At 71.0% G+C, this 18,952-nt stretch carries 19 protein-coding genes; 9 read left to right on the top strand and 10 right to left on the bottom strand.

The genetic code is table 11. The features are described from left to right. Positions 1-40: 40 nt before the first annotated feature. From K8556_RS31435 to K8556_RS31450, 4 genes are all read right to left on the bottom strand, one after another. Positions 41-865: a phosphate ABC transporter substrate-binding protein gene (locus K8556_RS31435; RefSeq protein ID WP_223743798.1), complete on the bottom strand. Its 825-nt coding sequence runs from the start codon at positions 863-865 to the stop codon at positions 41-43. Positions 866-974: 109 nt separating this feature from the next. Beyond that, positions 975-1,664, bottom strand: a complete 690-nt coding sequence (locus K8556_RS31440; RefSeq protein ID WP_223743880.1) for a response regulator — start codon at positions 1,662-1,664, stop codon at positions 975-977. Between the two features lie 340 nt (positions 1,665-2,004). Beyond that, the gene (locus K8556_RS31445; RefSeq protein ID WP_223743799.1) at positions 2,005-2,475 is read right to left on the bottom strand and encodes a hypothetical protein; all 471 of its coding nucleotides are present in this window, start codon (positions 2,473-2,475) and stop codon (positions 2,005-2,007) included. 142 nt (positions 2,476-2,617) lie between these two features. Then, positions 2,618-3,097, bottom strand: a complete 480-nt coding sequence (locus tag K8556_RS31450) for a histidine phosphatase family protein (RefSeq protein WP_223743800.1) — start codon at positions 3,095-3,097, stop codon at positions 2,618-2,620. 252 nt (positions 3,098-3,349) lie between these two features. Here K8556_RS31450 and K8556_RS31455 point away from each other — a divergent pair, with 252 nt between their 5' ends. From K8556_RS31455 to K8556_RS31495, 9 genes are all read left to right on the top strand, one after another. Continuing rightward, positions 3,350-4,597 carry an acetyl-CoA carboxylase biotin carboxylase subunit family protein gene (locus tag K8556_RS31455; protein ID WP_223743801.1) on the top strand — a complete coding sequence of 416 codons (1,248 nt, stop codon included), beginning with the start codon at positions 3,350-3,352 and terminating at the stop codon, positions 4,595-4,597. After that, complete coding sequence (gene maiA, locus K8556_RS31460; protein ID WP_223743802.1) at positions 4,594-5,268, top strand: maleylacetoacetate isomerase; 675 nt, start codon at positions 4,594-4,596, stop codon at positions 5,266-5,268. Before K8556_RS31455 ends, maiA begins: the two co-directional genes overlap by 4 nt. 186 nt (positions 5,269-5,454) lie before the next feature. Continuing rightward, positions 5,455-6,618, top strand: coding sequence for a fatty acid desaturase (locus K8556_RS31465; RefSeq protein WP_223743803.1), 1,164 nt, complete (start codon positions 5,455-5,457; stop codon positions 6,616-6,618). A gap of 47 nt (positions 6,619-6,665) precedes the next feature. After that, positions 6,666-7,832, top strand: coding sequence for a pyridoxal phosphate-dependent aminotransferase (locus K8556_RS31470; protein ID WP_223743804.1), 1,167 nt, complete (start codon positions 6,666-6,668; stop codon positions 7,830-7,832). A 13-nt stretch (positions 7,833-7,845) separates the two neighbouring features. Next, on the top strand, positions 7,846-8,856 hold the full coding sequence (locus K8556_RS31475) for a 3-methyl-2-oxobutanoate hydroxymethyltransferase (RefSeq protein WP_223743805.1): 1,011 nt from the start codon (positions 7,846-7,848) through the stop codon (positions 8,854-8,856). A 44-nt stretch (positions 8,857-8,900) separates the two neighbouring features. Then, complete coding sequence (gene ectB / locus K8556_RS31480; protein ID WP_223743806.1) at positions 8,901-10,190, top strand: diaminobutyrate--2-oxoglutarate transaminase; 1,290 nt, start codon at positions 8,901-8,903, stop codon at positions 10,188-10,190. A gap of 25 nt (positions 10,191-10,215) precedes the next feature. Beyond that, positions 10,216-11,166: a diiron oxygenase gene (locus K8556_RS31485; RefSeq protein WP_223743807.1), complete on the top strand. Its 951-nt coding sequence runs from the start codon at positions 10,216-10,218 to the stop codon at positions 11,164-11,166. Positions 11,167-11,184: 18 nt separating this feature from the next. Then, a complete protein-coding gene (locus tag K8556_RS31490; RefSeq protein WP_223743808.1) occupies positions 11,185-11,400 on the top strand; it encodes a hypothetical protein in 216 nt (71 codons plus the stop codon). Positions 11,401-11,432: 32 nt separating this feature from the next. Beyond that, complete coding sequence (locus K8556_RS31495; protein WP_223743809.1) at positions 11,433-12,692, top strand: MFS transporter; 1,260 nt, start codon at positions 11,433-11,435, stop codon at positions 12,690-12,692. A 24-nt stretch (positions 12,693-12,716) separates the two neighbouring features. Here K8556_RS31495 and K8556_RS31500 read toward each other — a convergent pair whose 3' ends face one another. The 6 genes from K8556_RS31500 to K8556_RS31525 all read right to left on the bottom strand — a co-directional run bounded on the left by K8556_RS31500 (position 12,717) and on the right by K8556_RS31525 (position 18,945). Beyond that, complete coding sequence (locus tag K8556_RS31500; RefSeq protein WP_223743810.1) at positions 12,717-13,166, bottom strand: DUF1634 domain-containing protein; 450 nt, start codon at positions 13,164-13,166, stop codon at positions 12,717-12,719. Further along, entirely contained in the window at positions 13,163-14,026 is an 864-nt protein-coding gene (locus K8556_RS31505; protein WP_223743811.1) for a sulfite exporter TauE/SafE family protein, read from the bottom strand. The genes K8556_RS31500 and K8556_RS31505 overlap by 4 nt, the downstream gene beginning before the upstream one ends. 96 nt (positions 14,027-14,122) lie before the next feature. Beyond that, entirely contained in the window at positions 14,123-14,380 is a 258-nt protein-coding gene (locus tag K8556_RS31510; protein ID WP_223743812.1) for a hypothetical protein, read from the bottom strand. After that, entirely contained in the window at positions 14,381-16,147 is a 1,767-nt protein-coding gene (locus K8556_RS31515) for a chloride channel protein (protein WP_223743813.1), read from the bottom strand. Positions 16,148-16,248: 101 nt separating this feature from the next. Then, complete coding sequence (locus K8556_RS31520) at positions 16,249-17,808, bottom strand: S1C family serine protease (protein ID WP_223743814.1); 1,560 nt, start codon at positions 17,806-17,808, stop codon at positions 16,249-16,251. 186 nt (positions 17,809-17,994) lie between these two features. Further along, the gene (locus K8556_RS31525) at positions 17,995-18,945 is read right to left on the bottom strand and encodes a metallophosphoesterase (RefSeq protein WP_223743815.1); all 951 of its coding nucleotides are present in this window, start codon (positions 18,943-18,945) and stop codon (positions 17,995-17,997) included. Positions 18,946-18,952 lie beyond the last annotated feature (7 nt).

An 18,952-nucleotide genomic window follows, 5' to 3' on the forward strand; every position in this document is an offset into this window, starting at 1 on the left:
CATGGGAACCCCGCGCCGGGTGACAATCGCGTGACGCCAACTACTTCACAGGGAAGTAGCCGACCTGGGTGACGATGGCCTGACCCTCGGCGGACAGCGCGAAGTCGATGAAGGCCTTCACCTCGCCCGCGGGCGGCTTGCCCAGGTAGAAGAACAGGTCGCGCGACAGGGGGTACTTGCCGCTCTTCACGTTCTCCGCGCTGGGGGCGAAGGACTCGTTGCCCTTCTTCACCTTCAGCTCCTTGATGCCCTTGCCGTACGCGGCGCCGCCGTAGCCGATGCCGTTCTTCTCCTTGGCCACCGCGTTGACCACCGCGGCCGTGCCGGGGAGCGTCTGCGCCTCCGGGGCGAAGTCCTCGCCGCCCAGCACGTGGTCCTTCACGAAGACGTAGGTGCCGGAGGAGTTCTCACGCGAGTACGGGACGATGGGGGCGTCCTGCCCGCCCACGTCCTTCCAGTTCGTCGTGTCGCCCAGGTAGATGGACTTGAGCTGCTCCGCCGAGAGCGCGTCCACCTTGTTCGTCTCATTGACGTAGAAGGTGACGCCGTCCTTGGCCACGGACAGCGCGGTGGGCGGGGCGTTGTTGCGGGCGCGGATCTTCGCGGCCTCCGCCTCCTTGATCTCCCGGCTGGACATGGCGATGTCGGTGGTGCCGTTCTGCAGGGCCGCCAGGCCCGTGCCGGAGCCGCCGCCCGTCACTTGAATCTTCGTGGCGGGGTTCTTCTTCATGAACGCCTCCGCCCAGCGCTGGGCGAGGATGACCATGGTGTCCGAGCCCTTCACCGTCACCGTGCCTGCCTGGGCGGTCAGCGGGAGGACGGCGAGCCCGAAGGCGACGAAGCTTGAGAGCAGAGTCTTCTTCATGAGGTGTCTCCTCCCCGACGGGAGTCGAGGTCGCGTGACGATCTATGGAGCAGATGTGGCCGTTTGACGGCCCTTGCGTGACAAATGGGTAACGGAAGCGGGCGCCTGGCTACCCGGCCGCCGGGTCCACGATGCGGTAGCCCACCCCGCGCACCGTCTCCAGGAGGGCGCGGGCAGGGCCCAGCTTGTCGCGCAGGCGCATCACGTGCGTGTCGATGGTGCGCGTCTCCAGCGCGCTGGACAGGCCCCAGACCTGCTCCAGCAGTTGCTCGCGGGTCTGCACCCGGCCCAGCCGGGCCATGAGGTACTCCAGCAGGCGGAACTCCAGCGCGGTGAGGGGCGTCTCCTTCTCCTCCACGAAGAAGCGGTGCTGGGTGACGTCCAGGCGCAGGGGGCCCAGCGCCAGGGGCGGGGTGCCCTCCTGGGGCGAGGACGTGCGCCGGAGGATGGCCTTGAGCCGCAGCACCAGCTCGCGCACGGAGAAGGGCTTGACGACATAGTCGTCCGCGCCGACCTCGAAGCCGCGGATGCGGTCCGCCTCCTCGCTCTTCGCGGTGAGCATGACGATGAGCACGTCGCGCAGGCGGGGGTTGGCGCGCAGGTGGCGGCAGACCTCGATGCCGGAGAGGTCCGGCAGCATCAGGTCCAGCAGCACCACGTCCGGGGACTGCTCGCGCGCGGCGGTGAGCGCCGCCTCCCCGGTGAAGGCCACGCGCGTGGTGAAGCCCGCGCCGCGCAGGTTGAAGTCGATGAGCTCCGCGAGGTCGCGCTCGTCGTCGACGATGAGTACGTGGGACATGGCGGGCACGTACTGTGCGCGCATCGCTTCGCGCCTACGTGACGCGCCGGCAACAAGTGCGTCACGTCCGTCACGGGACGGTGTGCGCGACAAACGACGGGCGCGGACGGGCCCCGGGGAGAAGGGGGACGGGGCCGTCCGCGCCGCTTGTCCTCGCCCGGGTTGCGCGAGGCCATCCTCGGCGTACGGCCTGGCGCCTCCGCGCCGTGACCGTCGCCATTGCATGGGGTGGGTGCGCCCCGCGTGGCGGCGTCCACGCCGCGCGCATCAGGGGCCATGAAGCCCGTGAAGGCGACGGTGCGGTGCGGACGGCCGCGCGACCGGCGGGGGACCGCGAACGTCAGACGGCGGCTTCTTCGTCCTGGGCCGCGCGGCGCGGCAGTTGTCTGCGGCGCAGCGCGATGTCCGGCGCATCCAGCGCGTCAGGCGGGGCCACGAGGGCCACGCCGCGCAGCGCGGGCCGCAGCGAGGCGAGGAACGCGGCCAGGCCGCATTCCGCGGGGACCGGTTCGACGAGCAGGCCGCCCGAGCGGCGGTGCTTCTCCGCGAAGACCTTGATGCCGACGTCGGCTCGGGGATGGTCTTCCTCGGAGGGGCTCTGGGTGCCCTGGCCCTCGCTCATCGGGACGATGGGCGTGAAGGGCTTCGAGGGCGCCATCACCCCGGGCAGGACCCCGAGCCCGATGAGGACCAGCGCGATCAGCTTCAGCTTCAGCAGGTGGCTCACGCGCGCCACGACCGACGCGCGCGCATGCTCCAGGCCGTGTCCGGCGCCGGGAACCGCGAGGGCTGTGGCCTGGAGGGGACGCATGGGTCACGAATGCACGAACAGCCTGGGGCAAGGCTGATCCCTGCATGTGACGGGGGTGTTACGCAAGCCTCCGGGAGGGGAGGGCCGCATCTTTCCGGGACAGGCCTCTCTTCGCGCGCGCCTCATCGCCCGCGAGGGCGGCTCACGGGCGCCGCAGGGAGCGCCCCGGCGCCGCCATCCATTGCAGGGTGAACACGCGTCCCTCGGGCCGCAGCGCGACCGCGCAGCCCTTGCGGAGCTTGTCCGGCAGGGCATGGCCCAGCGCGAGCGCGGCGGCGCGCTCCAGCGAGGGGTTGTGTCCCACCAGCGCCCAGCCCGGGCCCACGTCGCGCGCCAGCTTGAGCACGTGGCGGGCCGCGCCCTTCATGGGGACGAGCGCGGGGTGGACCTCCACGTGGGACAGGCCGAGCGCGTCCGCGAGCAGCTCCGCGGTCTGCACCGCGCGCACCAGGGGGCTGGTGATGATGCCCATGAGCGGCGTGAGGCGCGTGAGCTTCTTCGCGTGCTGACGGAAGGCGGCGCGGCCCTGGGGCGTGAGGGCACGGGCCTCGTCGCCCAGGGCGTGGGAGTCCTCGGCCACGGCGTGGCGCACGAGGAGGAGGGGCAGGTCGCGTTCGGCCATGGGCGGGCGTTGTAGTGCGTTTCGCGCCCGCGGGGATGTGACGAACGGGTGGACTGCCGTGTGGAGCACGCACGACCGGGTTCTCGTTTCCGCCGCGTATCCACACCGGCGGCCCGGGGGGCGGTAGTTCATCCGCCAGAGGAAAATTGCCGCTACCCGAAAAGGCACACGCGGCACCGCCATGGAACTGCCAGGAAATTGGCGGATGCCGTATTAGATTTGGATGTCCAATTTTGCTTGTTTAGAGAGACAATGAACCTCGAAGGCGCGCCGGCTCCCCATCCGACACGGCAGGTGCTGGTCCTGGTCAACACGGACCATGAGGACACGCCCTACGACGAGTGGGCCGCGGGGACGGATCTCCAGCTCACCCTCCTGTGTTCCGAGGAGAAGGCCCCGGGCTACCGCCACCTTCCCCGCGTGTGGTCCTTTCCCAACTACCGGACCAATGGCCAGGTCGAACAGACGGCCCTCCGCCTGGCGAAAGAGATTGGCTTTTGCGCCCTGTTCGCCAAGGGCGAGGTGGACATCCTCCGCGCGGGCAGGCTCCGGGATGCGCTGGGCCTTCCGGGGCAGGGCTTCCAGAGCGCGCTTGTCTTTCGGGACAAGCTGCTGATGAAGGCCCGCCTCCGGGAGGGGGGCGTCCCGGTCGCGGTGGCCGCGCGCGTCACCACCGCGTGTGATCTGCTCGAGTTCGTCGAGGCCCACGGCCTCCCGGTCGTCATCAAGCCGGTGCTGGGCTCCGGCTCCCTGGACACGCGGGTCATCCGTGACGAGGCGGCGCTGGAGGCCCTGCTGGTGAGAGGCATTGCGCCGGATATGGCGGTGGAGAAGTTCGTCGAGGGCACGATGTACCACGTGGATGGGTTGATGGCCCATTCGGAGGTCGTGGAGATCCACCCCTCGACGTATGTCAATGATTGCCTTTCGTTTCAGCGGGACGAGTTCCTCGGGGGGTACCTCCTCCGGGAGGCCCATCCCCTGCGCGAGCGCCTCAACCGGTTCACCCGGCAGGCCCTGCGGGCCCTGCCGACTCCCCCGCATATGACCTTCCATGCGGAGGTCTGGCACACCCCGGATGACCGGCTGGTGCTCTGTGAAATCGCCAGCCGCACGGCGGGCTGCCGCTTCAACACGACCTTCGAGCTGGGCCGTGGGTTCAACCTGGACCGGAACTGGTTCAACGCGCAATGCGGGCTGCCGGTGGACGTCCCGCCGGCCCGCAGCCCCGGCGCCGACGGACGGATGTCGGGCTGGTGCGTCGTCTACCCCCGGGACGGCCTCCTCACCGGGATCCCCGAGGGCACGCCGCCTCCCGGCGTCCACCAACTGCGCCTCAACGGGAGGCCCGGACAGACGCACCACGGGGGCTACAAGTCCGGAGACTACCTGGCGGGGTTCATCCTGAAGGGCGATTCCGAGGAGCAGCTCCAGTCGCGGATCCGCGAGGCCGCCACCTGGTTCGAGGGCCACACCACCTGGAGGAAGGAGCAACCATGAGTCTGAAGCTCTACAGCTACTACCGCTCGACGGCCTCCTACCGGGTCCGCATCGCGCTGAACCTCAAGGGCCTCGCGTACCAGTACCAGGGCGTTCGCGGCCTGAGGAAGGGGGAGCCCGAGTTCACGGAGCGCTACCTCGCGCTCAACCCCCAGGGCCTGGTGCCGCTGCTCGTGGATGGAGAGGTCCCCATCAGCCAGTCCCTGGCCATCATCGAGTACCTGGAGGAGCGGCACCCGGAGCCGCCGCTGCTGCCCCGCGAGCCCGCCGCCCGCGCCTGCGTCCGGAGCCTCGCGCTGTACGTCGCCTGTGACGTCCACCCGCTGAACATCATGCGCGTGAGGAAGTACCTCACGCAGCCCCTGGGCCACTCGCAGGAAGAGAAGATGGAGTGGTACCGCCACTGGGCCGTCACCGGCTTCGAGGCGCTGGAGCGCATGTTGGAGCGCAGCCCACACCGGGGGAAGTGCTGCCACGGGGACACGCCCACCCTGGCGGACCTGTGCCTGGTGCCGCAGGTCTACAACGCCGAGCGCTTCAAGCTCCCCCTGGATGCCTACCCCACGCTGAAGCGCATCCACGACCACTGTATGACATTGCCGGCGTTCATCGCCGCCCAGCCGCACCTGCAACCCGACGTCAGTGAGTACGCCCCGAACGAGGAGTACTGACCCGCGCGCCGGGCGGCGTCCGCGATAACGGCCGCCCCAGGTCCCTTCCCACCGCCTTCCTCCCACCCACGCGTCCCCCCCAGGGGCCGCGAATGGACTCCCCTTTGCCGGAAACCCAGCGGGCCGCGCCCTTCCGCGCGACGCCCCCTGGCCCGGCCCTGCCCAGGAACGCCCAGGAGAACGCCGATGCCAGACCTTTCGACGGCGCCCGTGCACGCCTTGTCCTTCCTCGCGGTCGCGCTGGCGCTCCGCGCCGCGGACGCCCTCTACTACCGCGACTCCCAGCGCATCCTCCGCCTGCTCAAGCTCGAGGGGACCGCCCGGAAGGGCGAGCGGTACTACCAGCGGTTCGACGCCCTCTTCGCGCTCTTCCCGTTCCTCTGGTCGTGGTGCGACATCCTCGCGGCCAACCTCGCCGCCGCGCACTTCGCGCACCCCGCGCTCTATGTGCTGCTCGTGCTGTTCGTGGGGACCCGGTTCCGGGCGCTCCAGGAGGCGGCCCATACCGCGACCCACTCGGGCCTCTGCAAGTCACGGCCATGGCAGTGGGCGCTCTCCAACGTCTTCTTCCAGTACCCCTGCTTCAAACCAGACATGCACCACCGCTACACCTACCATGTCCTGGATCACCACCATCACGCGAACGAGCCAGGCCGGGATCCGAACGTCACCCGGTTCATCTCCGTGGGGTTCGTCCCCGGACTGACGCGGGCGCAGTTCCACTGGAAGCTCCTCCACCCGCTCACGGCCGCGGGGTTCGCGGAGACCTTCCGTGCCATGGCCATCAACAGCCTGCGCAACCAGCGGGTGTCCAACCTCGCCGTGCGGGTGCTGGTCGTCGCCGGAGTGGTGGCGGGGTTCACCTGGGCCTTCGGGCCAAAGGGGCTCCTGCTGGGCTTCCTCCTGCCGCTCGTCACGGCCTACCCGCTGTACTCGTGGCTCTCCGTCCTGGCCGAGCATCGCTGGTACGTCCACTGCGACGAAGAGGACCGGGTGGCGCGCGAGTGCATCAACGGGCGCCCCACGGACTACTCGGGGCCGCTCGGCTGGTTGGTGAAGCACGCCATCTTCCCCGCCACGGACCACTACCACCTGGCCCACTCCATCTACCCGCATCTGCGGTGGAACTATGTCCGGGCGGTGGACCTGGCGCTGAAGAAGAAGGACCCCCGCTACGCCCGCCATCTCAGCCATGGCCTCTTCTGGTCCTCGACGGAGCGCCCCTCGGCCCTGTCGGAGCTGCGGGACCGGCTGACCGCGACGGACGACCCGGAGCTCGCTGGCTGGGCCCGTGAGCTCGCCGTCGAGGCCCCCCGGGTGACGTCCGCCCAGGCCCACGCGAGGGAGTGATGCCCATGCCCGTGCACGACCGCCCCCTGTCCTCTCCCGGAGTTCCCATGACCCCGCACAACCCCGCCCTGGACGACATCCCGCTCTCCGTCTTCGACGACATCGAGAAGCGCATCGCGGAGCTGAAGCACCCGCACTTCCTGCGCCTGCACCAGGGCAAGAGCACCTTCGCGCCCTGTGCCCGCATGCACGACTGGCAGCACTCGGACTTCGCGCTGCGCGCCCACGAGCACGCGCCGCCGGGCGGCATCCCCATGCTGCGGCGGAGGATCGTGGAGCACCTGCGGGAGCAGTCGCGCCAGCAGGTCCGCGAAGAGCACGTCGTCATCACCTGCGGGGCGACGCACGGCATCGGGTCCGCGCTCCGGGCCATGCTCCAGCCAGGCGACGAGGTCCTCATCATGTCGCCGCAGTGGCTGTTCGTGACGGGCCTGGTGCGCGCGGCGGGCGGCCGTCCCGTGGAGGTCCCCGTCTTCCTGGAGCTGAGCCGGGATCGGCACTTCGACTTCGTCGCGGCGCTCGAGGCGGCGGTGACGCCGAGGACGCGCGCCATCTACTTCAACACCCCGAACAACCCCACGGGCTTCTCGCTCGACCGGGAGGCCCAGGAGCGGCTGGCGCGGTTCGCGCGGCGCCACGAGCTGTGGCTCATCTCCGACAACGCCTACGCGCTCTATGACTTCACGGAGCCGGGCTTCCTGGACATCTCCCAGCTCCCGGACGCGGCGGACCGCACGTTCTCCGTCCATTCCTTCAGCAAGACGTACGCGATGCCGGGCTACCGCGTGGGCTTCGTGGTCGCCCCGGAGGCCATGGCGCTCCGGATGAAGAAGTGGGGGCTGTACTCGCTCTACTCGCTGGCGAGCGCCTCCCAGTACGGGGCCTTCCAGGCGCTGGGCACGCCCCCGGACGTCCTGGAGGGGCACCGCGCCCGGGCCCGCGAGGCCCGCGACATCACGATGCGGGAGCTGAAGGTGCCCTGCACCCGGGTGGAGGGGGGCTTCTACACCTTCCTGGACCTCTCCCAGTGGAAGCACGGGAGCGAGAGCGAGTTCCTCGCCCGCGCCATCCAGGCCGGCGTCTCCGTCGCGCCGGGCATCGCCTTCGGCCAGCACTGCCGCCCGTTCGCGCGGCTGTGCTTCACGGCGGTCGGCCACGAGGACCTCCGCATCGCCATTCAACGCCTGAACGCCGTCTACACCCACGCACCCTGAGGGGGGAGAGCGCATGTCTCGCACGCACGAAGCACACGCGGTCGCACGCAAGGTCCGCCAGCCGGCTCCGATGAGCCTCTGGGAGTTCGTCGTGGGGCAGGCCCGGGAGCGGGCCGCCCGCCAGGCCCTGGGCCTGAAGGTGAACCTGTACCGGGGCTACGAGGTCGAGGCGCTGGGCCGGGCCATGGAGTCCCTGGACCTGATGCGCAACTGCCGCCTCGAGTGCCTGATGGTGGGCGACTCATACTTCATGACGCACCTGGGCCGCCCCAGCACCCGGCTGGCGACGGTGGAGGAGCAGGTGTGGGGCATGGACCAGATGCTCACGCTCCTCCAGGAGGTGCGCGGGGCGATGACCCGCGCGTTCCCCGCCTACCGCCGCCCGTTCCTCCTGGGCGACATGCCGGACGGCGCGGCCTCGACGCCGGTGGTGGCGCTGCGGAGCGCGGAGGTGATGGTGGAGGCGGGCGCGGAGGTGCTGAAGGTGGAGGTCACCTCCGACGCGTCCCTCGCCGTCCTGGAGGCGCTGTGCCAGGAGGGCTTCGCCGTCATCGCCCACCTGGGCTACACCCCGCAGGGAGGCGTCACCCGGCGCTACGGCGACACGCTCGCCGAGGCCCGGGAGATCTTCGCGGGCAGCCGGCGGGTGCGGGACCTGGGCGCGTGCGGCCTGGTGCTGGAGATGGTGGGCGAGCCCGTCAACCAGGCGCTGTGCCGGCCCTCGCCCCAGGCGCTCCCCGTCTACAGCATCTTCAGCGGCAAGGCGCCTTGCGGCGGCCAGTCCATCAACGTCTGGGACTCCGTCTTCCTGCCTTCCTTCAAGGGCAAGTACTTCCCGCCCACCGCCGAGCACCCGGTCTCCGCCTTCCCCGGCGTCTACACGCAGGAGGTCATCGCGCGGAAGGTGGCGGAGATGCTGCGGCTGACGCTCGCGGGCGACTTCCCGCTCTCCCCGCCGTCCAAGCTGAGCCCGGCCGAGCAGGAGGAGCTGCGCTCCATCGACCCCTGGGCCGCGACGCCCTGAACCACCGCCAACCCGCAATCGCTGAATCCCCCTGGGGTGAAACCATGCAGAAGCCTGCCGAGACCCTTCACGCAAGTCCCCGCGCCATCTTCGACGAGCACGAGTCGGCGGTCCGCACCTACTGCCGGAAGTTCCCGGCGGTCTTCAGCCGCGCGCTGGGGCACCGCCTCTGGGACGAGGAGGGGCGGGAGTACACCGACTTCCTCTCCGGCGCGGGTGCCCTCAACTACGGACACAACCACCCGGTCATCAAGCGTCAGGTCATCGAATACCTCGAGCAGGACGGCATCACCCACTCGATGGACCTGCACACGCAGGCCAAGCGCGACTTCATGCAGGCCCTGGTGGACGTCATCCTCAAGCCCCGGAAGCTGGACTACCGCATCCAGTTCACCGGCCCCACGGGGAGCAACGCCGTGGAGGGGGCCCTCAAGATCGTCCGCAAGGCCACGGGGCGCGCGTCGGTCATCGCGTTCACCAATGGCTTCCACGGGATGTCGCTCGGGGCGCTCGCGGCGACGGGCACGGCGATGAAGCGTGCGGGCGCGGGCCTTCCCCTCGCGCACGTCACGCGGATGCCGTTCGACGGGTACTTCGGTGAGGGCCGGGACACGCTCGAGTACGTCGAGGCGCTGCTGGAGGATCCGGGCAGCGGCGTGGAGCTTCCGGCGGCCTTCATCCTGGAGACGGTGCAGGGGGAGGGCGGCGTCATCGCCGCGAGCAGGGGCTGGCTCCAGCGGCTCCAGGCCCTGGCCCGGCGCAAGGGCATCCTGCTCATCGTCGACGACATCCAGGCGGGCTGCGGGCGCACGGGCACCTTCTTCAGCTTCGAGGACGCGGGGCTCGTGCCCGACGTCGTCACCCTCTCCAAGTCCATTGGCGGCCTGGGCCTGCCCATGGCGCTGGTGCTGGTGAAGCCGGAGCTGGACGTGCAGCAGCCCGGGGAGCACAGCGGCACCTTCCGCGGCAACAACCTGGCCTTCGTCGCCGCCCGGGCCGCGCTCTCCTTCTGGGCGGATCCCCTCTTCGAGAAGGAGCTCCAGGTGCGGTGCGCGCTCGTGGACGAGCGCCTCCGCGGCATCGCGCGCCAGGAGGGGGCGAGGGGTTGCACCCCGCGCGGACGGGGCCTGCTGCGCGGGCTGACCTGGGCGGACCCGGGCGTCGCGGGCCGGGTGTCCCAGGCGGCCTTCCAGCGGGGACTCATCGCGGAGACCTCCGGGGCCCATGGCCACGTGCTCAAGGTCATGCCCCCGCTGACCATCGACATCGAGGCCCTCCAGAAGGGCCTGGACCTGCTGGCGGACGCCATCCAGGCGGCCCATGCAACGGCTTGAACCCGGACACCAGGAGACCCTGAACATGAACCCTACGCCCACCCCCACCTCCACCCGGGACGCGGCCGTCGAGCTGGCCATCCTCGACAAGATCGCCTCCACCTGGCCGCGGCGCGCGACGGTGAAGAAGCCGGAGCTGGACCTGGAGGGACTCTTCCAGCCGGAGCTGCCGGACTACCCCATCGCCCTCGTGCCGTTCCGGGACCACCCGCGCTTCGCCGAGGCGCCCGAGGAGCGCAAGCAGGCCCTGCTCTCCTGGGCGTGGATGGCCTACAACCGCAACACCATCATGAACGAGGAGAAGATCGCCAACCCGGCGTTCGAGCTCCTCATGCATGCGCGCTTCCCCGGGACGAACCATCCGGGCATCAAGCGGACGGTGGTGCAGGCGCTGGTCGACGAGAACTACCACACGTTCATGCACCTGAGCGCCACGCTCGTCACCGAGCGCAAGCGCGGGCTCGTCTTCAACGAGTCCCTGCTCCCGGACTCCCTCGCGTGCCGCATGCTCCAGGCCGCCCGGGCGCGCGCGGCGGATGCCTGGGAGCAGGACCTGCTCACGCTCGCCTACGCGGTGGTGACGGAGATCAGCATCAACGCCTACCTGAACCTGCTGTCCAGGGATCAGTCCATCCAGCCCATCAACCGCATGACGACGGAGCTGCACAACCGCGACGAGTTCTCCCACGCGCTGGTCCTCGCGGAGATCGCCAAGTCCGTCTACGTCCACATGAACGACGCGATGCGCGAGTGCTTCATCCGGGCCCTGCCGGAGGCGCTGCGCGGCATCGCGTCGAGCGACTACAAGACGTGGCGCGCCATCCTGGAGCACCTCGGCTTCGAGCACGTGGACGAGATCATCGGGGACCTGGAGGGGCGGACGGGCTCGCGCGTGCTCGTCCGGGACTACTCGGGCCTCAAGCACCTGGCGAGCGAGCTGGGCATCCTCGAGCGCATGGACTTCGAGTTCGCCTGAGCCACGAGGATGACACCCATGACCCCCGCCGACATCGAATCCCAGCTCCGCTCCGAGGACGTCCAGGTCGTGTGCGACGCGCTCGTGAGCCTGACGCTCAACCATGCCGCGCTGCCGGGACTGGAGGCGCACATCCAGCGCCTGCTGGAGCACCCGCACCCCCAGGTCCGCCGCACCGCGGCCATCTGTCAGGGCTACACCTTCGGCCCCCTCATGGGGGAGGCGAAGAAGTAGCGGCGGCACGCACGTCCCTCGAGGCTTGAACCATGAACGGCACTCCCCAGGGCCTCCGGGCCCGCCTGTCCGAGCAGCTCCATGCCACCGCGGGAGGGCTCCCGGCGGCGTACTGGTATCTCTGGGCGGGCACGCTGGTGAACCGGCTGGGCGGCTTCGTGGTGCCCTTCCTGACCTTCTACCTCACGCGGGAGTGTGGCCTGTCGGTGGCGCAGGCCGGGCTCGTCGCCTCCCTCCATGGCGTGGGGGCGGTGGCGGCCGGCCTGGTGGGCGGAGCGCTCGCGGATCGGCTGGGGCGGCGCACCACGCTCGTCGGCGGGCTGTGGTCGGGCGCGGCCGGGATGGTGTTGCTCGGCTTCTCGCGGACGCCCGCGGAGATCTCCGTGGCGGCCCTGGTGGCCGGGTTCCTCGGGGAGCTGTACCGGCCCGTCGTCTCCGCGGCCGTCACGGATCTGGTGCCGGCTCCGGAGCGGACGCGAGCCTTCGGGCTGCTCTACTGGGCGGTGAACCTGGGCTTCGCCATCGGCGTCCCGCTGGCGGGGCTCGCGGCCCGGTCCAGCTTCCGCATCCTCTTCCTGGCCGACGCGCTCACCACGTTCCTCTACGGCCTGCTCGTGTGGTGGAAGGTGCCGGAGACGCGGGGCTCACGCCCGCCGCCGGGCGCGAGGCCGTCCTCCGCGGAGCCGTTCCGGGACCCGGTGTTCCTCGCCTTCAGCCTGCCTGTCCTGGTCCTGGCCATCATCTTCTACCAGGGCCAGGCCACGCTCTCGCTGGACCTGGCCGCTCGCGGCATGTCCCCGGCGGTCTTCGGTGGGGTGCTCGCGGTCAACGGCCTGCTCATCATGCTGGTGCAGCCGTTCGCCAGCCGCGTCGTCGGGCGGATGCGCCGCTCCAGCGCGCTCGCGGGGGCGGCCGTCCTCACCGGCATCGGCTTCGGGCTCCACGCGGTGACGGAGGGCGCGCTGCTGGCCGCGCTCGCCGTGGGCATCTGGACCCTGGGGGAGATCGTCCAGGCGCCCCTGAAGCCCTCCGTGGTGTCGGACCTGTCGCCCCCCGAACTGCGCGGGAGCTACCAGGGGGCCTTCCACATGCTGGGAGGACTCGCCGCGTTCGTGGCCCCCGCGCTCGGTGGGTGGGTGCTGCAGCACGGGGGCTCCCGGGTGCTCTGGGGCGGCTGCCTCCTCCTGGGGCTCGCCGCCGCTGGCTGGCACCTGCTCATCGCTGGCGCACGCAGGCGCCGCATCGAAGCGCTCCACGCCGGGACGCCCGGGCTGGCGGCACGCCTGGAGTGACGAGCGGGTGGACTGCTGAGTGGACTACTCCACACCGCCCAGGAGGAAGGCGAGCAGGAGCAGCGCGAGCACGCCGGTGGTGATGGCGGCGAAGGTGCGGTCCTTCTGCGCGCGGAAGATGCCCAGGGACAGGGCCACGCGCAGCACGGGCACGGTGATCATCACCAGGAGCCCCGCCATCACGAAGGACTGGCCGCGCACGGCCATGACGCCCTCGAAGACGTCCGGCAGCCGGTGCGGCACGGAGTCGGGAGCGGTGAGGCGCTGGAGCGCGTCCGGCGAGGAGAAGTAGTCCGGGTGGCGGAAGAACGTCATCACCATGCCGCAGGTGACGAGCGACAGGCTGAGCAGCACTCCCCCGCGCAGGAGCTGGCTGATGAGCAGCTCCGGCGTGAGCGGCACCACCTCGTCCCGCGCGACGGCGGCGCTGGTGGTCGTCTCGGGTGGAGACGGAGGTTCGGCGGGCTCGGTCATCCGTGGATCCCCTTGGACAGCATCTCGTACGACACCCACAGCAGCACGGCCACGAAGAGCATGCGCAGGGAGCCGCTCTTGAGCTTGGTGAGGAAGCGCGAGCCCGCGAACGCGCCCAGCGTGACGCCCACGCAGACGGGGCCGGCGATGAACGGGTCGATGTCCCCTCGCGCGAAGTAGATGCCCGCGCTGGCCGCCGCCGTGACGCCAATCATGAAGTTGCTGGTGGCGGTGGAGACCTTGATGGGCAGCCCCATGGCCAGGTCCATGGCCGGCACCTTCAGCGCGCCGGAGCCAATGCCCAACAGGCCGCTCACCGTGCCCGCGATGTACATGAGCCCCAGGCCCACGAGCGGCCGGTGCACGCGGTACGCCACCTCGCCGCCGGTGGACACGTCGTAGTAGCTGCCGTGCAGCCCCAGCCGGTCCGCGACGGCATCCGGCGGCGGCTCCTGGCGCGGGCCGCCGTCCTCGCGCAGCTTGCGCAGCATCGCGAGCGCCGAGTAGGCCATCACCGCGCCGAAGAGGAAGTACAGCGCGCGGCCGCCCACCATGCCCGCGAGCATCGCGCCCGTGACGGCGCCCGCCACGGTGGCCAGCTCCAGGAACATGGCCACGCGCATGTTGGCCAGGCCGTCACGCACGTACGCCGCCGCCGCGCCGCTGGACGTGGCGATGACGGACACGATGGAGGCCCCCACCGCGTAGCGGATGTCCACCTTCAGCACGAGCGTGAGGACGGGGATGAGGATGAGGCCACCGCCCAGGCCCAGCAGCGAACCCAGCAGGCCCGCTCCAACGGAGACACACAGCACGATGGCGACGAAGTTGAACGGAGTGGCGTCCAAGGCGACGGCCATCTTCCTCCTGGCCCTCCCGCATGCAAGCGCTTCACGCGGAGACCGCCTGGTCGCCCGCCCTGGACCGTCCCCCCAGGGCGAGGGGACGGTGGACCCTCAACGTTGGCGGGACGCGTCGGAGGGCTGCGGGTCGTGCGCAGGAGGTGTGTCCGGGGGCTGCGGCACGGGCCAACCCTGGAACAACGGCCAACCCCGGTAGGGGTTGCCATGGGTGGGCTCTTCCGTGGGTTCCTGGAGTTCACGACGGTGCTGCCCGGGGTGGGGTGGCGTGCGCAGCAGCACCCACGCGAGCACGATGCACAGCAGGCTCATCGCGACGATGCTCCACGCGCGTGTGCGGGGCTCCAGCTCCATCTAGAAGCGCCCCCGCTTGAGCAGGTCGCCCTTGGAGAGCGAACCCAGCAGGCGCCGGCTCCCGTCCACCACGGGCAACCGGTCCAGCTCCGTGTGGCCGAACCTCGCGGCCACCTCCGCCAGGGACAGGTCCGGGGTGATGGGCTTCACGCCGGTGTCCATCACGTCCGCGGCCACGGTGGCCTGGAGCAGGGAGTGGTCCGGCAGGTGTCCCTTGAGCGCGTCCAGGGTGATGACGCCCAGGAGGCGCCCCTCCGCGTCGGTGACGTAGAGGTCCGCGCCCGCGGGCTGCTCCAGCAGCAGCACCACCACCTCGTCGAAGGGCGCGGAGGGCGGCACCCGCTGCGTGGCCGCTGACAGGAGCGAGCGCACGCCCTCCTCCCGCAGCCAGTGCGGCACGGTGGCGGGCACGCGAACGTCGCGCTTCGCGAGCACGGACGTGTAGAGCGACTCCGGCTCCAGCCGGCGGCTGACGACGGCGGCGACCACCGCGGCGAGCATCAGCGGGAGGATGAGGTCGTAGTCGCCGGTCATCTCGAAGATCATCAGCACCGCGGACACGGACGCATGCGTGGTGCCCGCGAGCACCGCGCCCATGCCGAGCAGCGCGTAGGCCCCGCTGGGCGCCGCGCCCCCTGGGAGCGCCCGCTCCACCAGCATCCCGAACGCGCCGCCCAGCAGCGCGCCGAAGAAGAGGGACGGGGTGAAGAGCCCGCCCGGCACCCCCGCGCCCGCGCACAGCGACGTCACCGCCAGCTTCGCCAGGGGCAGGAGGAGCAGCAGCGTGAGGGGCAGCGTCCCGTGCAGCGCCATGTTCACGGAGTCGTAGCCGTTGCCCATGAGGTACGGCCCCGCGACGGCGGTGGCGCCCACCACGGTCATCGCGACCAGCGGCATGAACGGGGTGAGCCACGAGGGCAGCCTGTCCAGCAGGTCCGACGTGAAGTTGATGCCGCGCACGTAGAGCGCGGAGGCCCCGCCCACGAGCACGCCCAGCAGCAGCGCGAGCACCAGCTCCCGCGGGTGGGTGAGGGCGTAGTGGGGGATGACGTAGCTGGGGTGGTCCGCGATGAGGGTGCGCGACACGAGCGTCGCCACCACGCACGACACGACGATGGGGCCGAAGAGCTCCAGCGCGAAGCTGCCCAGCAGCACCTCCAGGCCGAAGAGGGCCGCGCCGATGGGGACGTTGTACGCGGACGCGATGCCCGCCGAGGCGCCGCACGCCACCAGCAAGCGCGCCTGGCCCGGCCCCAGCTTCAGCCACCCGGACAGCGCGGATCCGCTCGCCGCGCCCGTCTGGAGGAGCGCGCCCTCGCGGCCCAGCGGCGCGCCCAGGGCCACCGCGATGATGGACACGAAGCCGCGCAAGAGCGCGCGAGGGAAGGGCAGCCGGCCGGACTTCACCCAGATGGATTCGATGATGCCCGCGGTGCCGTGGCCTCGCAGCGGCTGGCCCACCACCAGGGACACCAGCGTCACCAGCGCGCCGCCCAGCACCGGCACCAGGAACCGGCGCCAGCCCGGCGACGCGAGCGCGCCCTCCAGGAAGTGCTCCGTGGTGCTCTGCCAGAACAGGTGCTGGGTGAAGCGCAGCACGGCGAGCAGCGCCACGGCGCCCAGGCCGGAGATGAGGCCCACGCCCACCACCAGCACCCAGAAGCGCCGCTCCTGGCCCAGCATGCCCCGGAGGATCCGCCGCAGCCAGGGCGAGGGTTCCCCCGTCCTCAGGTCGGGATGTACGGCGCCGGATGCGGGTTCGGGCATGGCCTCCACACCTGTCCAATGTACGGAGGCGGGAAGGCCCTTCCCGGGACCGCACGGCGAATTCCGGCGACGCCCGTCCGGCTGCCCGCCCTCCGGACGGGCTACCTGCCCGCCTTGCCCTGCGTGCTCTTCGCGGGCTGGCGCGCTCCGGTGTCACGAGGCGGCGCGACGACAGGGGGCTGGCCCGCCGGCTCATCCGCGCGGCCCAGGTGGATTCCGGGCGGCGGAGGGCTCTTCAGCACGGACTCCGTCCGCGTCGCGGGCTCGGTGATGTCCGGCGCGAAGCGGTCCGCCAGCTCCGCGGCGGCGTCGCTCAGCTCGCGGTGCGCGACGATGGTGCGCTCCAGCGTCTTGCCCAGCCGGGCCGACGTGTCGAAGGTCTGCCGGGACTCGTCCGAGCCCGGCAGCGAGTCCTGGTACGAGAACGCGAGCGTCGCGTCCCGGCGCAGCGCATCCAGCAGCCGGGAGAGCTGCTGTTGCAGCTCCGCGTCCTGCTCCGCGCGAGGCCGCTCCAGCAGGCCCCGCTCGCCTCCGAACCAGACGCGCCCCACCTTCCCGAAGCCCTCGTCCGCGGACGCCACGGGCAGGTCCTCCATCACGAGCAGCGGGTGCACGCGGCGCGGGAAGTCCTGTTCATACAGCGCGAAGAGCAGGGTCCCGTCCGCGCGTGGGAACACCGCCGCGGTGCGCGAGCCGAAGGGGAAGAAGGGCGTGGCGGACACCTCCGCGCGCTTCGCCACGCGGGCGCGGGCCAGCGCGTCCAGCGGCGTCGCGCCCTCCATGGCGCGCCTGGGCGTGCGGCGCAGGTTGTTCATCAGGTCGCGCGCCTGGTCGATTCCCACCACCACGTTGAGCGCGCTGCCTCGCGAGTAGCCCGCGTGGTAGACGCCCACCAGCTCGAACTCGCCCGTCTTGCAGGAGATGGCGAGCACGGGCGACCCCGAGTTGCCCTGCGACAGGAGCGCGTCGATGACGAAGTCGTCGTGGTACCACTCCTTGTACTCGTCGCGGTCGTAGGCGGAGATGACCTTGCCCATGTTGGTGGCGTTGAAGACGCCCAGCGGGAAGCCGCGCACGTCCACCACGTCGCGCTCGCGCACGGCGGCGCTCCTGCCCACCTTCCACGGCATCACCGTCAGGGGCGCCTTGGACTTGATGACGGCCAGGTCCAACTGCGGATCCACCACCGCCTTGGACAGCGGGATGTCATCGCGGTCGTACTTGTCCGCCTCGTTCTCCACGATGCTCAGGCCGTCCTTCACGCGCTTGCAGCCGGAAGGCACGCCGTCCACCGGGTGCGCGTCGCTGGTGACGTCCGGCCACTCCACGACGTGCTCGTTGGTGAGCAGCAGCGTCTCCCCGGCCTGCTGCTTGTACGCGAACGCGGTGCCGTGCGCGGACACCGGCGTGCGCGTGCGGCGCACGTTGCCCTCCGCGCCGTAGGACAGGCACTCGTACACGGCGGTGCTGCGCACGCAGTACGTGTACTTCTTCCGCATCGCCTGCTCGAGGGCCCGCGCCTTGGGGGACAGCGCGGCGTAGCTGTCCGCGTACTCGCCCTCGCAGTACGGCGCGGGCGGCGGAGCCTCGGAGGGAGCCTCTGTTCCGGAGGCGGCCAGGGACACCGCCACCACCGACAGTCCGACCATCCACCCGACCATGGCCCCTCCCGCGTTGTCGCCGCTGAGGTTGTTGCTAAGGCCCGGCCCGCCCTCGTGCACCTGTGCGCGCGGGAGGCCAGGCGGATATCGCGGTGCGAAAAGCCCGCTGTCCGTCAGAAGTGACGGAGCGCGTGTCCATTCCCGGACGGGCAGGCCCCACGCGCACGCACCCGGTGGGCGCGGGCCTCACCCGTCCAGGTCGTTGAGCGCGTCGGGCGGCAGCGGCGAGGCGCCCGTCACCGTGCCGTCCAGGTCCAGGGGCAGCGTGGACGGATCGACCTCCGGCGGAGGGCTGTTCTCGAAGGGCGCGGCGAGCGTGGGGCGCGCGCCCCCGGTCCCCGGCGGCGGACGCAGCACGGGCCCCGGAGGCGGCAGCCCCGAGTGCCGCCGCGCGGCCTCCATCAGGGCGTTGTGGTGGCGGTACCGCGCCTCCACGAGCTTGTGGATGAGCAGCGGCCCGCCGGGCACGCGGCGCGCGGTGAGGGCCTGGGTGGCCTTGCGCACCGGGTAGCGCACGCGGCGGATCTGCACGCGCCAGCCCTTGGGCGTGAAGGTGAAGACGCCGTAGGCGGGGCGCAGGTCGCCGTCGCGCGGAATGCCGGCGCTGGCCACGTCCGCGATGAGCATCCGGCCCACGCGCCGGCGGTAGGGGAAGTGCAGGTGCCCGAAGGCGCACGCGGCCGCGTCCAGATGCGTGAAGAAGCGGCGCACGGCGTGGTCGTCCAGCGTGGGGTCCAGCGACTCCTCCAGGTTGCGGGGGTTCGCGTGGCAGATGAACAGGTCCTGCCCCTTGCGCGGCGTGTAGCGCAGGGAGAAGGGCATCTGTCCCAACTGCTGGAGCAGCGCGTCGCCCAACTGGTCGCGCGTCCAGCGCAGCAGCTCCGTCTTCCAGTGGTCGCGCTCGCGGTACGCACCGCCCAGGTAGTTGCCGGCCAGGTACGCGTCCGTGTTGCCCATGATGAGGGCGTGGCACTTGCTGAAGAGCAGCTCCACCGTCTCGCGCGGGTGCGCGCCGCGCAGGGCCAGGTCTCCGGCCGCGACGATGTAATCCGGCGCCACCGATTTGGTGATGTCGTCCAGCACGGCCTCGCAGGCCGGAAGGTTCCCGTGAATGTCCGCGAGGATGGCGACCCGCATGGCCGCC

Source organism: Corallococcus sp. AS-1-12 (assembly GCF_020036995.1).
Lineage (GTDB): Bacteria > Myxococcota > Myxococcia > Myxococcales > Myxococcaceae > Corallococcus.

What these genes read in the sequence shown, in the direction of transcription:
- K8556_RS31435 (WP_223743798.1), bottom strand. Translation starts at nt 865, where the DNA reads ATGAAGAAGACTCTGCTCTCAAGCTTCGTCGCCTTCGGGCTCGCCGTC.
- K8556_RS31440 (WP_223743880.1), bottom strand. Translation starts at nt 1,664, where the DNA reads ATGTCCCACGTACTCATCGTCGACGACGAGCGCGACCTCGCGGAGCTC.
- K8556_RS31445 (WP_223743799.1), bottom strand. Translation starts at nt 2,475, where the DNA reads ATGCGTCCCCTCCAGGCCACAGCCCTCGCGGTTCCCGGCGCCGGACAC.
- K8556_RS31450 (WP_223743800.1), bottom strand. Translation starts at nt 3,097, where the DNA reads ATGGCCGAACGCGACCTGCCCCTCCTCCTCGTGCGCCACGCCGTGGCC.
- K8556_RS31455 (WP_223743801.1), top strand. Translation starts at nt 3,350, where the DNA reads ATGAACCTCGAAGGCGCGCCGGCTCCCCATCCGACACGGCAGGTGCTG.
- maiA (WP_223743802.1), top strand. Translation starts at nt 4,594, where the DNA reads ATGAGTCTGAAGCTCTACAGCTACTACCGCTCGACGGCCTCCTACCGG.
- K8556_RS31465 (WP_223743803.1), top strand. Translation starts at nt 5,455, where the DNA reads ATGCCAGACCTTTCGACGGCGCCCGTGCACGCCTTGTCCTTCCTCGCG.
- K8556_RS31470 (WP_223743804.1), top strand. Translation starts at nt 6,666, where the DNA reads ATGACCCCGCACAACCCCGCCCTGGACGACATCCCGCTCTCCGTCTTC.
- K8556_RS31475 (WP_223743805.1), top strand. Translation starts at nt 7,846, where the DNA reads ATGTCTCGCACGCACGAAGCACACGCGGTCGCACGCAAGGTCCGCCAG.
- ectB (WP_223743806.1), top strand. Translation starts at nt 8,901, where the DNA reads ATGCAGAAGCCTGCCGAGACCCTTCACGCAAGTCCCCGCGCCATCTTC.
- K8556_RS31485 (WP_223743807.1), top strand. Translation starts at nt 10,216, where the DNA reads ATGAACCCTACGCCCACCCCCACCTCCACCCGGGACGCGGCCGTCGAG.
- K8556_RS31490 (WP_223743808.1), top strand. Translation starts at nt 11,185, where the DNA reads ATGACCCCCGCCGACATCGAATCCCAGCTCCGCTCCGAGGACGTCCAG.
- K8556_RS31495 (WP_223743809.1), top strand. Translation starts at nt 11,433, where the DNA reads ATGAACGGCACTCCCCAGGGCCTCCGGGCCCGCCTGTCCGAGCAGCTC.
- K8556_RS31500 (WP_223743810.1), bottom strand. Translation starts at nt 13,166, where the DNA reads ATGACCGAGCCCGCCGAACCTCCGTCTCCACCCGAGACGACCACCAGC.
- K8556_RS31505 (WP_223743811.1), bottom strand. Translation starts at nt 14,026, where the DNA reads ATGGCCGTCGCCTTGGACGCCACTCCGTTCAACTTCGTCGCCATCGTG.
- K8556_RS31510 (WP_223743812.1), bottom strand. Translation starts at nt 14,380, where the DNA reads ATGGAGCTGGAGCCCCGCACACGCGCGTGGAGCATCGTCGCGATGAGC.
- K8556_RS31515 (WP_223743813.1), bottom strand. Translation starts at nt 16,147, where the DNA reads ATGCCCGAACCCGCATCCGGCGCCGTACATCCCGACCTGAGGACGGGG.
- K8556_RS31520 (WP_223743814.1), bottom strand. Translation starts at nt 17,808, where the DNA reads ATGGTCGGGTGGATGGTCGGACTGTCGGTGGTGGCGGTGTCCCTGGCC.
- K8556_RS31525 (WP_223743815.1), bottom strand. Translation starts at nt 18,945, where the DNA reads ATGCGGGTCGCCATCCTCGCGGACATTCACGGGAACCTTCCGGCCTGC.